The 13,696-nt window shown below is 51.8% G+C and carries 11 protein-coding genes and 1 pseudogene; 5 read left to right on the top strand and 7 right to left on the bottom strand.

What is annotated here, in order from left to right:
- Positions 1–27 precede the first annotated feature (27 nt).
- The 4 genes from NDI45_RS08720 to NDI45_RS08705 all read right to left on the bottom strand — a co-directional run bounded on the left by NDI45_RS08720 (position 28) and on the right by NDI45_RS08705 (position 4,180).
- Positions 28–1,086, bottom strand: coding sequence for a hypothetical protein (locus tag NDI45_RS08720; RefSeq protein ID WP_348247070.1), 1,059 nt, complete (start codon positions 1,084–1,086; stop codon positions 28–30).
- 121 nt (positions 1,087–1,207) lie between these two features.
- The gene (gene gvpA / locus NDI45_RS08715) at positions 1,208–1,426 is read right to left on the bottom strand and encodes a gas vesicle structural protein GvpA (RefSeq protein ID WP_190503885.1); all 219 of its coding nucleotides are present in this window, start codon (positions 1,424–1,426) and stop codon (positions 1,208–1,210) included.
- Positions 1,427–2,070: 644 nt separating this feature from the next.
- Positions 2,071–2,328: a hypothetical protein gene (locus NDI45_RS08710; protein ID WP_348247069.1), complete on the bottom strand. Its 258-nt coding sequence runs from the start codon at positions 2,326–2,328 to the stop codon at positions 2,071–2,073.
- 7 nt (positions 2,329–2,335) lie between these two features.
- Positions 2,336–4,180 carry an AAA family ATPase gene (locus NDI45_RS08705; RefSeq protein ID WP_348247068.1) on the bottom strand — a complete coding sequence of 615 codons (1,845 nt, stop codon included), beginning with the start codon at positions 4,178–4,180 and terminating at the stop codon, positions 2,336–2,338.
- 291 nt (positions 4,181–4,471) lie between these two features.
- Here NDI45_RS08705 and NDI45_RS08700 point away from each other — a divergent pair, with 291 nt between their 5' ends.
- From NDI45_RS08700 to NDI45_RS08690, 3 genes are all read left to right on the top strand, one after another.
- On the top strand, positions 4,472–4,888 hold the full coding sequence (locus NDI45_RS08700) for a S1 RNA-binding domain-containing protein (RefSeq protein WP_348247067.1): 417 nt from the start codon (positions 4,472–4,474) through the stop codon (positions 4,886–4,888).
- A gap of 119 nt (positions 4,889–5,007) precedes the next feature.
- The gene (locus NDI45_RS08695) at positions 5,008–6,885 is read left to right on the top strand and encodes an ArsA family ATPase (RefSeq protein ID WP_348247066.1); all 1,878 of its coding nucleotides are present in this window, start codon (positions 5,008–5,010) and stop codon (positions 6,883–6,885) included.
- A 98-nt stretch (positions 6,886–6,983) separates the two neighbouring features.
- Positions 6,984–7,628 carry a calcium-binding protein gene (locus NDI45_RS08690; protein WP_348247065.1) on the top strand — a complete coding sequence of 215 codons (645 nt, stop codon included), beginning with the start codon at positions 6,984–6,986 and terminating at the stop codon, positions 7,626–7,628.
- Positions 7,629–7,816: 188 nt separating this feature from the next.
- Here the strand turns inward: NDI45_RS08690 and NDI45_RS08685 are convergent, their stop codons facing one another.
- Entirely contained in the window at positions 7,817–8,077 is a 261-nt protein-coding gene (locus tag NDI45_RS08685) for a hypothetical protein (protein ID WP_190789926.1), read from the bottom strand.
- A 66-nt stretch (positions 8,078–8,143) separates the two neighbouring features.
- A pseudogene (locus NDI45_RS08680) lies at positions 8,144–8,236 on the bottom strand (Uma2 family endonuclease); the annotation flags it as partial.
- A 261-nt stretch (positions 8,237–8,497) separates the two neighbouring features.
- Here NDI45_RS08680 and NDI45_RS08675 point away from each other — a divergent pair.
- Positions 8,498–9,235: a DUF928 domain-containing protein gene (locus tag NDI45_RS08675; RefSeq protein ID WP_348247064.1), complete on the top strand. Its 738-nt coding sequence runs from the start codon at positions 8,498–8,500 to the stop codon at positions 9,233–9,235.
- Between the two features lie 34 nt (positions 9,236–9,269).
- On the opposite strand, the gene NDI45_RS08670 is transcribed toward NDI45_RS08675, so the two are convergent.
- Positions 9,270–10,172, bottom strand: a complete 903-nt coding sequence (locus tag NDI45_RS08670; protein WP_348247063.1) for an ion channel — start codon at positions 10,170–10,172, stop codon at positions 9,270–9,272.
- A 400-nt stretch (positions 10,173–10,572) separates the two neighbouring features.
- On the opposite strand from NDI45_RS08670, the gene uvrA reads away from it, so the two are divergent.
- Positions 10,573–13,617, top strand: a complete 3,045-nt coding sequence (gene uvrA / locus NDI45_RS08665; RefSeq protein WP_348247062.1) for an excinuclease ABC subunit UvrA — start codon at positions 10,573–10,575, stop codon at positions 13,615–13,617.
- Positions 13,618–13,696 lie beyond the last annotated feature (79 nt).

Here is a 13,696-nt window from a genome sequence, read left to right as displayed (position 1 = left end):
GAACTGAAGCTTGAATGGAGCTCGAACTTACTGCTGAATGCGATAAACATGGTCGCGCTGAACAATGCAGCCCTTTTTGATGAGCGATCGAAGCGCATCAACAGCGGCAAAACGATTCAGGGCAAAAGTAGATTCAACCTCTGCCAGGGTCGTCTGCTGAACTCGCGTTAAATGATTGAAGATGGTTTGTTCGAGCTGGGTCAGATTCGGTTTTGCGATCGGTGGTTTAGTCTGGGTTACAGAAGTTGCCTTACGCGGAGAACTGCCTGGAATAGCCTTTGATTTCTCAGGCTGTGGCGATCGTACTCGTGCGACTAATCGTGCTGGAGGTCGTGCTGAGGGTCGTGTTGCCGATCGTTCTGGAAGTTGTCCTGAAGTTTGTCCTGCGGGTCGTGAAGCAAATTGCGTTTTGAGCTGCGGCGGAGTGGGCTGAGAAATGCTTGCTGGTTGAGAGCTGCCCCAAACCTGCTGACGAATCTCGGCACAATAAGCAGTCAGTTCAGACCGAAAGGCGGCAAGCTGGTCAAACAACCGCTTCATGTCCGCTTTGCGCTGCTCGTGGCTTTGTCTCAGACTTTGCTGAAGCTGATAGGCGCGATCGTACCGCATTGCTTCCAGTTCACTCAGGTCTGCTTCGACCTCGCCTCGCATTCGTTCCACAAACTCTGCCAGATTTTGCATTACCTGAAGCTGGTTTTGGCAACGCTGCTGCTGGTGGGTTTGCAAAAGTTGCTGCGTGTCTAATCGAATGGCGGTGGTTTCTGCCTGGATTACCTGCATTCGGTTGCTTACCTGCTGCTGCATAACGGCAACAGTGGCACTAAGCTGCTGCTGAAACTCGTCCAGGGTTTGAAAAAGCTCTTGGGACATGGTGGTGCGATCGGCAGATTGCTCAGCAATCAATACCTGGGTGTCCTGCTGAAGCTGCTGCTGAAATGCTCGAAGCTCTTCCCGAAGCTGGTCTGCCTGCCGCTGCCGTTGCTGGGAAAACTGCGCCAGCGTAGTGCGAACCTGCTGCTGTCGATGTAGCGTTTCCTGCTGACGTTGCTGGCGTTGCGCTTGCCAGATTTCTTTGAGGGAAGTCACGAAATCCTCCTGTAGGAAGTACGAGCTAGGAATGTGAGATGCGGGGGCAAGACTGAGCAAGCAGAGCGATTCCTGTCTCACTCAGTCCAGCTCGATGATCCGCCTGTTGATGAGACAGCGGTTAGGCAGAAGGAACCGCAGCTTGAGCGGTGAGACCCACAGCTTCTGCATACTTCAGATAGGTTTCCACCGAGGCAATGACGACACGCGCTTCAATTGCCAGCAGTTCAATGCCGACTAGCGAAACCCGCACCCAGGCATCGACAACAATGCCTTTGTCGAGAATGCGATCGACGACTTCAGCCAAGCTAGACGAGGAATTCACTTTTTCAACTGCCATAGCAATCCACCTTTATCGGTTGTAGGGTTGTAAAACGATCGTGTAACGGTATCGCTGTTCTGCAACGGTTGTTTGAAAAGTTGTCAGTTAGCGTATGTTTATCAAGATAGGAATTTGATGCTGTGAAGGTTACGGGATAAATGCTGAAAAGATAAAGCCTCTTTAAATAATTTCCGTAGAATTACGAGTATTTATTGTTAAGATTTCTCTTGCAAGCCAATGCTAAATAAGCTATCTCGTTCACTGATTCTATTTAGCATTGGAATTGACGGCGCACTTTATCTAGCCTGATTTTTGTCGCCTCCAAATCCCAATAGAGCGGGCTACTGGTTCTTTATTTATTTCGTTATATTTCCCGTTCTAGGACTTTTACGATTCCTGGCTTTAGCCCTGAGAAAATCGCTGAATTTCTCCTGGTGAATGAGTGGAATTTTACTGCTCTACGTTCTTCTGTAACCTTTCTCACGAAAGGCTTGTAGCTTGAACTGGGCTGGATAATTCAATGGTTGCCATTCGGAGGATTTGAACTCTTTCATTTCGCCGCATTAATTGCCACATTGATTGCAGCACTGATTGGGCTTCTCTTTGCCATGCAAAGGCATTGAAAGAGCTATTTTCTCTGTTTATCAATTCGACTTAATCAATTACTGTCTAACACGTTGCTCGAACTGTTTACGAGTGTTTTCGACCACGACGATCGCCTCTTGATAAACATCAGAATGGGTTTGCTGAAGCCAGCTTAGAAGACTTGCCATTTGAGCATTGCGAAGTTCGAGATCGGCTTGAAAAATGGTTGCTGTTGCCATGTGCTGAGCGTATTGGACAGGATGTCCCTGAGCAACAAAATTGGCAATCAGAAATTGCAGAGCTTGCTGACGTGCATCCATGTTTTGTTCAATCATTGATTTCTTAACGCTGACGTTGATTCATTAACAACTCGTAAGCAGCGGCAAATTCAGCCTCAGTAATGCGAATCGTGGCGGGATCAGCTTGCCCCCGCGATCGATGGCGACGGATTGCTTCTAGCGCGGCTTGGTTACTTAACAGTGCCAGATCTGCCCCGTTCCAGCCTTCGGTTTGCGCTGCCCAGGCTTCGAGATTGATGTTTTCCAGGGGGCGATCGGCGTTGTGAACCTGGAGGATCGCCAAACGGCTATTTAGATCCGGTAAATCGATCTTGATCTGCAAATCAAAGCGTCCCGCTCTCAGCATTGCGGGATCGAGGGCATCGGGGCGGTTGGTTGCGCCAATCAGCAGCACATTGGGGCATTCCTGCATTCCATCCAGTTCGGTGAGAAGTTGACCGACGACGCGATCGCTCACCCCAGAATCACCCGAAAACTTTCCCCGTGCCGGAGCCAGGGTATCGATCTCATCCACAAATACGACACAGGGAGCCGCCTGACGCGCTTTGGTAAACAGTTCGCGAACGGCTTGCTCGGCAGCACCTACCCATTTACTGAGCAGTTCGGGTCCATTGACTGCAATAAAATTAGCACGTGCCTGAGCCGCAACTGCTTTGGCTAAAAGGGTTTTGCCTGTTCCAGGTGGTCCCCAGAGCAGAATTCCGCGTGGTGCAGTGGCTCTGGTTTGCTGGTAGAGTTCCGGGTACAGCAGTGCGCCCTCAACTGATTCTTGCAGGGTTTGCTTCACCGTTTCCAGTCCGCCGATTTCATCCCAGGTAATCTGTGGCGATTCGACCTCGACCGATCGCAGTACCGAAGGCTTAATCTCCTTGATTGCTTGAAGAAAATCAGCCTGAGTCACGGTCATTGTTTCGGGAATGGCAGCTTTAAGGCTGGGAACCTGACGGCGCAGTGCGGTATAGGCGGCTTTTTGACAAATGGCTTTGAGGTCGGCTCCCACCATGCCTACTCCCAAGTCTGCGATCGCCGTCAAATCGACAGACGCCTCTAGCGGCATCTCGCGAGTTAAGATCTGGAGGATTTCCAGGCGACCTTCACGATTGGGCACTCGGAACTGCACTTCGCGATCGAATCGACCGGGACGACGCAGTGCCGGATCAAGATGATTGGGATGATTGGTTGCCGCTAGCACGATCACGCCGGGGGTTTTGGCAAAGCCATCCATCAGGCTTAACAATTGCGCTACCAGCCGTTTTTCAACTTCGCCTTCGACCTTGCTGCGATCGGGCGCGAGGCTGTCAATTTCATCGATAAACACCAGGCAGGGAGACGACTTGCCCGCTTTCTCGAACAGGCTTCGCAGCCGAGATTCTGCTTCGCCGTAGTATTTGCCGATCACTTCAGGACCGACGATCGCGATGTAGTTGACCCCCAGTTCTTCTGCCAGGACACGTGCTGTCAAGGTTTTTCCGGTTCCGGGAGGTCCGACAAGCAGCACGCCTTTGGGAGGTTCGAGTCCCAGTTTTGCTAACAGATCCGGTCGCCGCAGCGGAATTTCAACCAGTTCGCGCAGCTCTTGCAGCACTTCGCCCAAGCCACCCACGTCTTTCAGGGAGGAGGTTGTGCCAGTCGGAGCCGTCAGGCTGTCGTCAGTTGCGTCATCACCCGGAGCAGCCGCAGCACTGGCAGACGAATTCGGTGCAGGTGAATTTCGCTTAATGCGACTCGTGCCGATATCCGTGCGGGGAATACTGCCCTGACGCGGAATGCTGCTGAGCGGACGGGCGTTGATCTGAACATCAGTTTTGATTTCGCCCTTCTCGATTTTTTCTTCCAGGGCTTTGGCAAGCTCTAGCAGTTGCTCGAAGCCCTTAAACAGTTCGCTCATGGCGGATCTGCCGATAGATGGGATGAAGTGATTCAGTCTTTAGTAATCCCAGGGCGATCGAGAAACGCTCACTGCTTTTTTCAACTGAGACAATAATGGAGCTAGACAGCTTCGGTTAAAGGTTGCGGTAGCTTGAACCTGATCAATTAGCCAGCCTACACCGATCGATTTGCTCTATCCCAGGTTCTCTTAAGCCAGTGCGCTATGAGCTTTGAATTGGGTCGCTTTCCGAATTGCAGGCTGAAGATGGAACGTTACATCTAGAGATCCTGGAGAAGACAATGGTATAGCGTGCTAGTTGAAGTTGGGGGATTGCGAGGAGCCGTTAACGACGTTGATAGATGCAAAGAGGAGCTAGTAGTCGGGCAAGAACTTTCTTTAAAGATTTTAGATTCAAAAGAGAGATTGAGTAATTTTAAGCCGCTTGAGATAGAACTGATTCAAAGTTTTACCTTAAACAAATTACGTCAGTTTCAGGTAGGTCAAATTGTGAATGGTAGGGTGCATGTCGTTAAGCCTTATGGAATATGGATTAATATTGATGGCATATATGCTTTACTGCATCGCTCAAAAATTGCTCAACAAATCGACAATCTGAAACAAGTTTTTAAAGCAAATGATTCTGTAAAAGTAACGATTGCAGAAATAAATTTACAGAGGGCACGAGTCAATCTGGAGAGCTGTGAGAAGTTAGCAGAGCAACTTTAAAATGCGCTCTGATCGTAAAGGTTATTTGCGGTGAGCCAGCGTGGATGTTCGTGAGAATTAATTAGGGGAAGACTTTTAGCAGGAGTTCTAAAAAATCACCCCTGTTAAAGTCGATCGCCATGCTGCACTATTTTGATTCGCTGCGTCTGGTTCTGGTGAGCGGGAAAGGAGGAGTCGGAAAGACAACTTTTTCCTGTGGGTTTGCACGTCGGTGGGCGCGGCAGTTTCCTGGTGAGCGGGTGCTACTGCTGTCTACCGATCCGGCGCATTCGCTGGGGGATGTGCTGCAAACTGAGGTGGGAGATGAACCAGGGATAGTCGAGGATTTGCTGAATCTTCGGGTACGGGCACTGGATGCGGAAAAGCTGCTGCAAGGCTTTAAGGAAAAATATGGCAGCATTCTGGAGCTATTGGTGGAGCGGGGGAGTTTTGTACAGGGCGAGGATTTGTCTCCGGTCTGGAGTTTGAGCTGGCCCGGTGTCGATGAGCTGATGGGCATTTTAGAGATTCAGCGAATTTTGCGGGAGCAGGAAGCCGATCGCGTGGTGGTGGATATGGCTCCGACCGGTCATACGCTGAATTTGTTTAGCCTGATGGATTTTCTGGATAATTTGCTGTCTGCGATGGGCTTGTTTCAGGAGAAGCACCGCTACATCGCCCAGAGCTTTACCGGACGGTGTGACGACGATGAAGCCGATCGCTTTTTGCACGAGATGCAGGCAGACCTGACTGCAGGACGACATCTTTTGCAAAATCCAGCAGTGACAGGGTGTGCGATCGTCGCGATTCCAGAACTGATGAGCTATTTAGAAACTCAGCGATTTATCCAGGCATTGCAGCTGCTTCAAATGCCAATCGGCGGAATGATTGTAAACCAGATTTCAGACCGTTCTGCCGGAAACGATCTGAACGGCTTGCAGGAACAGCAGAAACTTTTGGAGAAATTTATCGACCTTGCTAATCCTTATCCGGTGCTAGCGATTCCGGTTCAGCCTCAGGAGCCGATCGGTAGTGCAGCCTTGGATCACCTGATTTCTCAAGTAAAAACTCCTCAATCAATGGCTGTTCCTGCAGATCCAGTAAGGTCGATCGAATCACCTGAAAAACTCTCGCCCGGTTTGAGCGATTTTGTGGCAGAAGGAAAACGGCTGATTTTGGTTGGTGGGAAAGGGGGAGTCGGAAAAACGACAATTTCAGCGGCGATCGGCTGGGCCATGGCAGTGCGGCATCCCGATCGACAAATTCGCGTGATTTCGATCGATCCGGCGCATTCGCTGGGGGATGCATTTGGAACCCTGCTGGGCCATGATCCGGTATTGCTGGCTGGCAATCTCACGGCTCAAGAAGTTAACGCGCATCGGATACTCGATCGCTTTCGGGAGGAATACCTGTGGGAACTGGCAGAGATGATGAGCGGGGATACAAAAGCAGATTCGCTGAAGATTGCCTACGGTCCTGAGGCATGGCGGCAGATTGTGAGTCAGGCGTTGCCAGGAATCGATGAAATGCTGTCGCTGCTGATGGTGATTGAGCAACTAGAGCAGAACCAGCAAGATTTAATTATTCTGGATACCGCTCCGACTGGGCATTTGCTGCGCTTTCTGGAAATGCCTGCTGCGTTGGGGGATTGGCTTGCCTGGATTTTTAAGCTGTGGATCAAGTATCAGGACATCGCTGGACACACGGAACTGATTGGGCGGCTTCGCCATTTACGGCAGCGCGTCATGCAGGCACAAAAGCAGCTCAAAAATCCTGCCCATACTGAATTTATCGGCGTAGTGCAGGCACAGTCGGCGATCGTCGCAGAAGCAGAACGGCTAACCCAATCCCTCCTCCAGCAGGGTGTTTGCCAGCGATACATCGTCCATAATCGGTTTGAAATGGGGCAGTCGATTTCGGCAGAATTTCGGGAACAAACGATCGTGCGTTTACGTCCGTTATCACGGGGACTTAGACCCTCTGCCCAAATTGAGGCAGCCGCAGACTTATTGTTTTAGGTTAGGTTTTGTTTTGTTTTAGGTTTTGTTCTAGGTTTCGGTCTTAGGTTGATTTGGTTTATTTCAGGTTCTTGCTTTGAAGCCTGGAAGGAGGAATCATGGCGATCGGACTGGGGTTCGGCTTTCTTTTTGGCGATTACTACGACAATGATTATTTCTTCAGACCCAACGATGACGAAATCATTGGCTCAGATAGAGGTGATGAGATTGACGGAAACGACAGCGATGACGAGATCTATGGTCGCGACGGGGATGATGAGATTGACGGCGAAGATGGTGACGATGAACTCTACGGCGAAGATGGCGACGATGAACTGCTAGGTAGCAGCGGTGACGATCAGCTTGTAGGTGGCGAAAACGATGATGACTTAATCGGCGGAACGGGGCGCGATCGGCTTGACGGCAGCAGCGGTGACGATCGGCTGCGGGGCGATGAAGACAGCGATCGGCTATTTGGCGGCAGTGGCGAGGATCAGCTCAATGGCGGCATCGGCAGAGACACGCTCACGGGCGGCAGCGACACAGATGTTTTTGTGATTCGCCGTCGGGGTGGACGCGATCGAATTACAGACTTTGCCAACCGTCAGGATCTAATCGGGTTAGAGGATGGGTTGCGCTTCCGCGATTTGACAATCGTTTCGCGGGGGAATAGCACAATCATTCGGGCAGGTCGCGATCCGCTTGCAATTCTGACTGGAGTGCAGGCAAACACCATTACGGGCAGCGATTTCACGATCGTTTAGAAATCCCTGATCACTTTTGCTTGATCGCTGTTGCTTGATCGCTTTCGGTTAAAATAGGGCATTCTGGCGCAGGGGTGGCTATTTTTAGACAGAGCTTGAATTCAGTAATTGGATTCGCCTGCTTGTATGGATTGCGTAAAACGGTTGTGTGAAGCACCCCCGCACAGCCTTTATCCTTTAGCTCAATTTCATTCTTCGTCTGCTGAGTCGGCTTCTGCCCATCTTCGCTTCATATCAGCCGCGATCGCCGCTCTAGTGTTGAAACCCCGCTTACGGTATTCCTCTGCAAGGGGTTGCCATGGCTCTGTTGGATCAATAGCACCTGGAGCACCTGAAGCCATACGTCCGGCAATATGCCCGTCACTGCATACAAAGCCCCACACGATATCAACGTAATACTCGTGAAGTTCTCGCTTGAATCGATTGGCTTGAATTGGGTCGTTCGTCATAATGCTCAATTTTGAAGTTTGCCAGACTCGCTGATCGTAAAAATAATTCCCGAAGTGCGATTCATCTCATTCAAATTCAGGTGCCCAAATTTCAGAGACAGGAAGTTCCCAGCCAGGTAACAGCTCTGGAACCGTCAGCACATCTCCATCTTTCAGCACCTCAGCGTCTTCAACCCTTGTGATATTAGGGTGCTTTCACAGTTTCGCGTTTCTGTTTCCACCCCTTCAAAAAGCAAACATTCTAGAAAGAAATGGGAACAAAACGGCTTTGCAATCGATCGTAGAACCGCAAGGAACATACCAGAAATTTACAGGTATTGCATCACAAAAGCATTAATTTCTGCGGACTGTAGAGCAGCAGCAGTGAAGTAATGAGTAAGTTCCCCTAAATTGTTAACTCGTCTCTCTATCAGGAGCCGCATGATTCGCCCCCTGCGTCGTTTTGCCCAATCTACGATCGCCCTGCTGCTAACGACTGGCATTCTCTCTTCAATGGCAACTGTTGTACTTGCCCAATATGTTCCGCCCGATCGCGGCTTACCCGGACGGCGAGAAGGCGGTGGCACCAGAGGCGGATGCGCTTTGACCCAGCCCACCCTGACCGCGCTGATTCCGAGTCAAAACTTTGGCCTAACGGTACAGGAACACCCGACTTTCTTCTGGTATGTGCCTCAAACGAATGCCACGACCGCAGAATTTGTGCTGATGGACGGCAACCAAACCGTTTATGAAACGACGATCGCCCTGCCCAAAACGCCGGGAATTCTGCAAGTCAGCCTGCCCATCGATGGGACTGTACCTCCTCTCACGATTGGCAAAGATTATCAATGGTACTTCTCGATTATTTGCAATGCCGATGATCGATCGGGGGATTTGCTCACGCGAGGCTGGGTGCAGCGTCAGGCACTAACTCCAGATTTGGCGGCTAAACTGGCGCAGGTTCCTGTGGTTGATCGATCGACGGCATATGCGGCAGCAGGCATTTGGTACGACGCGATCGCAACCCTGGCAGACTTAAAGCAATCGCCCAGTTCGGCTGAAACGCAGCCCAGCCAGCTCTTAAAGGAGCGATGGAACACTCTGCTGGAATCTGTGGGCTTAGAAGCCTTTGCTGACCAGCCGTTTATTGCTGAACCAACAGTACTGAACCAATACTGAGCCGCCAAGAAACCAGGGGAGAGAAATCTTCCCTCTATTCGATCGGCATCGCTTTGTGAAAATCGCGATAGTCGATGTAGCGGTGTCCTTCAGACGACTCATGAAAGATATCAACAAAGCGACTGTTCCACAAAATGTCTTGCGGAGCGTAGTTGTGGCGGGCGTGCATGGTTTGAGACACAGTTTCATCAAGCCCGTTCAGGGAAACGGCGATCGTTGCTCTAGACTGACGAAGTGATTCGGTCGTGGCCGCGTACAGAGGGCTGTTGGGATCGAGCGCGTGCATCGCAGTCCAGCTCAGGGTAAAGCTTGGCGTTTGGCTACGAAGCAGGGGCAGATCGTAAAAGCGGCGCATCGAATTGCCCTCGGCGGTAATTTCATCTCGCATCAAATAGACCCGCATCTGGGCTTCCAAAATGAGATTGCGGCGGCGATTGGCAGCACGAAACATCAGCGTTGGGATTCCTTCATGGGGCGCAACGACCGCAACCTGACTGAACATGACTCGCGCCGTCGGACGAGAAAATCGGGCAAATGCCAGTCCGGTGAGCAGGGCAATTCCCAAAATGCTGACGATTGCCTCAATGGTTACGATCCAGTTGGCATACAGAGATTGCGGGTGCATTGCCCCATAGCCGATCGAGGCAAGCGTCTGGACGCTAAAGAAAAATGCGTCGCTAAACGAACCGGGTCGCGCATTGGCAATGCCATCTCCCCCCAGCAGATACAGCAGGGCAAACAGTGCGTTGGTTAATACATACAACAGCACGGTTAACAGCCCAAAGCCGTGCCAGGGAATCGTCAGCAGCAGATGATACGGGTCACGCCAGTAGGAGTACCAGCGATTGCTGCCCAAGACTTGAAAGCGTCCATCCTGCACTCTGACGCGAACGATCGGTAAACGGGCAACAGCCTGAGTGAGCAGTTTGCGATTCATGGGGAACGGGGCGAAGGGGCAGTTGGGCGGAGCGGCAAAGCAGTGATTTGAGACGTGGTGAAGGTGCTACTGGGCCCTCTAAATGGGCCCTCTAAATAAGCAGACCCCTGAGTCAACAAACCAGTTAACTTTGGGGGACGGTTCGGGACACAATCTCGGCTTTGCAAATATCCCGTCGAGCAAAGTTAAGTCGAACAATGTATAAGGCAAATGTACTAAGACAAACGATCGCGCTAACATAAGGGGTTGTACGATTCTATCAATCTTGCTCTCGGCAGAATTTAGGGACAAACGGTAGAATTATTAAGATTCGTCGCCCTAGGTTACGTCTGTCTCATCTTTCGAGTTTCGCCCTTTTCGTTTCCCCCTCTGCCCCCTATCTCCCCCTGCTTCCCTTCCTATGATTCAGCGCGTTGACCCCGCCGATCGTCTGCCTGCTGCGGTTGCTCCTCTTCAAGGAAGTCAGTCACTTTCAGATTCGATCGCAGACCTACAGGATACGATTCGGATTCGGGGGGCACGGCAGCACAATTTGAAGAATATTGATCTGGAACTGCCCCGCGATCGATTAATTGTGTTTACAGGCGTTTCGGGATCGGGCAAGTCTTCGCTGGCGTTTGACACAATCTTTGCTGAAGGGCAGCGTCGTTATGTCGAATCGCTCAGTGCCTATGCCCGGCAGTTTTTAGGACAGGTGGACAAGCCTGACGTAGACGCGATCGAAGGCTTGAGTCCTGCGATTTCGATCGACCAGAAATCCACTTCTCACAACCCGCGATCGACCGTGGGCACGGTAACAGAAATCTATGACTATTTGCGTTTGCTCTACGGACGGGCAGGCGAACCCCACTGTCCCCACTGCGATCGATCGATTGTGCCCCAAACGATTGATCAAATGGTCGATCGAATTATGGAACTGCCCGATCGCACCCGATTTCAAATTCTGGCTCCGGTCGTGCGCGGCAAAAAGGGAACCCACAAAAAACTGCTGTCGGGGCTGGCGGCTGAGGGCTTTGTCCGGGTGCGGGTTGACGGCGAAGTGCGGGAATTGTCGGACAATATTGAGCTGGAGAAAAATCAGTTTCACGATGTCGAAATCGTGGTCGATCGCCTTGTCAAAAAAGACGGCATTCAGGAACGCTTGGTGGATTCGCTCTCGACTTGTTTGAAGCGATCGGAAGGAGTGGCGATCGTGGAGGTCTTCTCAGACGAAAACAAAGTGATTGCGCTGCCGACCAATCCTGATTTGCAGCTTGCCGTGCTTCCTTCGATGGCAGCCGAACCTGCGGGGCGCTACGGCAAATCTGAAGAGGACTCGCCTAAATCCGTCGATCTGGTCTTTTCAGAAAACTTCGCCTGTCCCGAACATGGCGCGGTGATGGAAGAACTCTCGCCTCGCCTGTTCTCTTTTAACTCGCCCTACGGAGCCTGCCCCCACTGTCACGGACTGGGAACGCTGCGAACCTTTTCGCCCGATCTGGTTGTGCCCGATCCGAAGCTGCCCGTCTACGCTGCCGTTGCACCCTGGTCAGAGAAAGATAATACCTACTACTTTTCGCTGCTGTACAGTGTGGGGCAGGCATTTGGCTTCGAGATCCAGACCCCCTGGAACCAGCTCACGCGAGAGCAGCAGCAGGTGTTGTTGCACGGTTCTGAGGAGAAAATTTACATTGAGGCGGACTCGCGCTATCGCGACAACAAGGGCTATCATCGCCGCTTTGAAGGCATCATTCCGATGCTTGATCGCCAGTACAAGGAATCCACCTCTGACCTGTACAAGCAAAAGCTAGAGCAATATCTGATCGATCAGCCCTGCGAAGTTTGCGGCGGCAATCGCCTTAAGCCGGAAGCATTAAACGTTCGGGTGGGACAGTATCGAATCAAAGAACTGACCAGCGTTTCGGTGCGGGACAGTCTCGATCGCGTTACCCAGATGCACCTTACCCCCCGTCAGGCACAAATTGGTGATCTGGTGCTGCGAGAAATCAAAGCGCGGCTGCAGTTTCTGCTCGATGTGGGGCTAGACTATCTCACCCTCGATCGCACAGCAATGACGCTTTCTGGGGGAGAAGCACAGCGCATTCGCTTAGCTACGCAGATCGGTGCAGGACTGACGGGAGTATTATACGTGCTGGATGAACCCAGTATCGGACTGCACCAGCGCGACAACGATCGCCTGCTTAACACCTTGGTCAAACTCCGCGACCTGGGCAATACACTAATTGTGGTGGAACACGACGAAGACACAATTCGCGCTGCCGATCATCTGGTGGATATTGGGCCGGGTGCGGGAATTCACGGCGGCTCAGTCGTCGCACAGGGAGAGCTCAATGACTTACTGACGGCAGAAGCTTCGCTCACCGGAGCCTATCTGTCGGGACGCAGAGGAATCGAAACGCCTGTGGAACGCCGACCGGGGAACGGTCGATCGCTGCTTCTTAAAAATGCTCACCGCAATAACCTGCGCCATCTGGACATCGAAATTCCTCTGGGTAGACTGGTGTGTATTACGGGCGTATCCGGTTCTGGCAAATCAACGCTGATTAACGAGCTGCTTTACCCGGCACTGCAACACCACTTTGGTCAAAAAGTGCCCTTTCCCAAGGAGCTTCAAGAAATCAAAGGACTGAATGCGCTTGATAAAGCGATCGTGATCGACCAATCGCCGATCGGACGCACGCCGCGATCGAACCCTGCCACCTACACGGGCATTTTCGACTGCATTCGTGATTTGTTTGCAGAAACGATCGAGGCAAAAGCGCGGGGCTATAAGCCGGGACAGTTTTCGTTTAACGTCAAAGGTGGACGCTGTGAGGCTTGCAGCGGTCAGGGCGTGAACGTGATCGAGATGAACTTCCTGCCGGATGTGTATGTACAGTGCGATGTCTGCAAAGGGGCACGCTACAACCGGGAAACGCTTCAGGTGAAATACAAGGGATTTACGATCGCCGACGTGCTGAACATGACTGCCGAGGAAGCCCTCCCCCTGTTTGAAAACATCCCCAAGCTCAATGCCCGGCTGCAAACAATGGTGGATGTCGGGTTGGGCTATGTGCGGCTGGGTCAAACGGCTCCTACATTGTCCGGTGGAGAAGCTCAACGACTCAAGCTGGCGTCTGAACTGTCGCGCCGCGCCACAGGCAAAACCCTGTATTTGATCGACGAGCCGACGACCGGGCTTTCTTTCTACGACGTTCACAAGCTGCTGGACGTGCTGCAGCGCCTGGCAGATATGGGGAATTCGATCGTTGTCATCGAACACAACCTGGATGTTATTCGCTGCTCCGACTGGGTAATCGATTTGGGTCCAGAAGGCGGCAACCGGGGCGGTGAACTCATCGCCGCAGGCACTCCCGAAGAAGTCGCGCAAAACCCGCGATCGTACACAGGGCAATACCTCAAAAAGGTGCTGGCGCAGCATCCTTCGGCGAGAGCAACGGCTTAGCGTTTGTGTGCAGCACGGTTTGTAGACTCTCCGACTTGCCCCCCTAATCCCCAATTCTGGGAGAACTGAGCGAATTACG

Source organism: Leptolyngbya sp. GB1-A1, assembly GCF_039962475.1.
Lineage (GTDB): Bacteria > Cyanobacteriota > Cyanobacteriia > Elainellales > Elainellaceae > Leptolyngbya_A.
The sequence above is the reverse complement of the archived record's forward strand: the minus strand, read 5'-3'. Positions and strand labels throughout refer to the sequence as shown.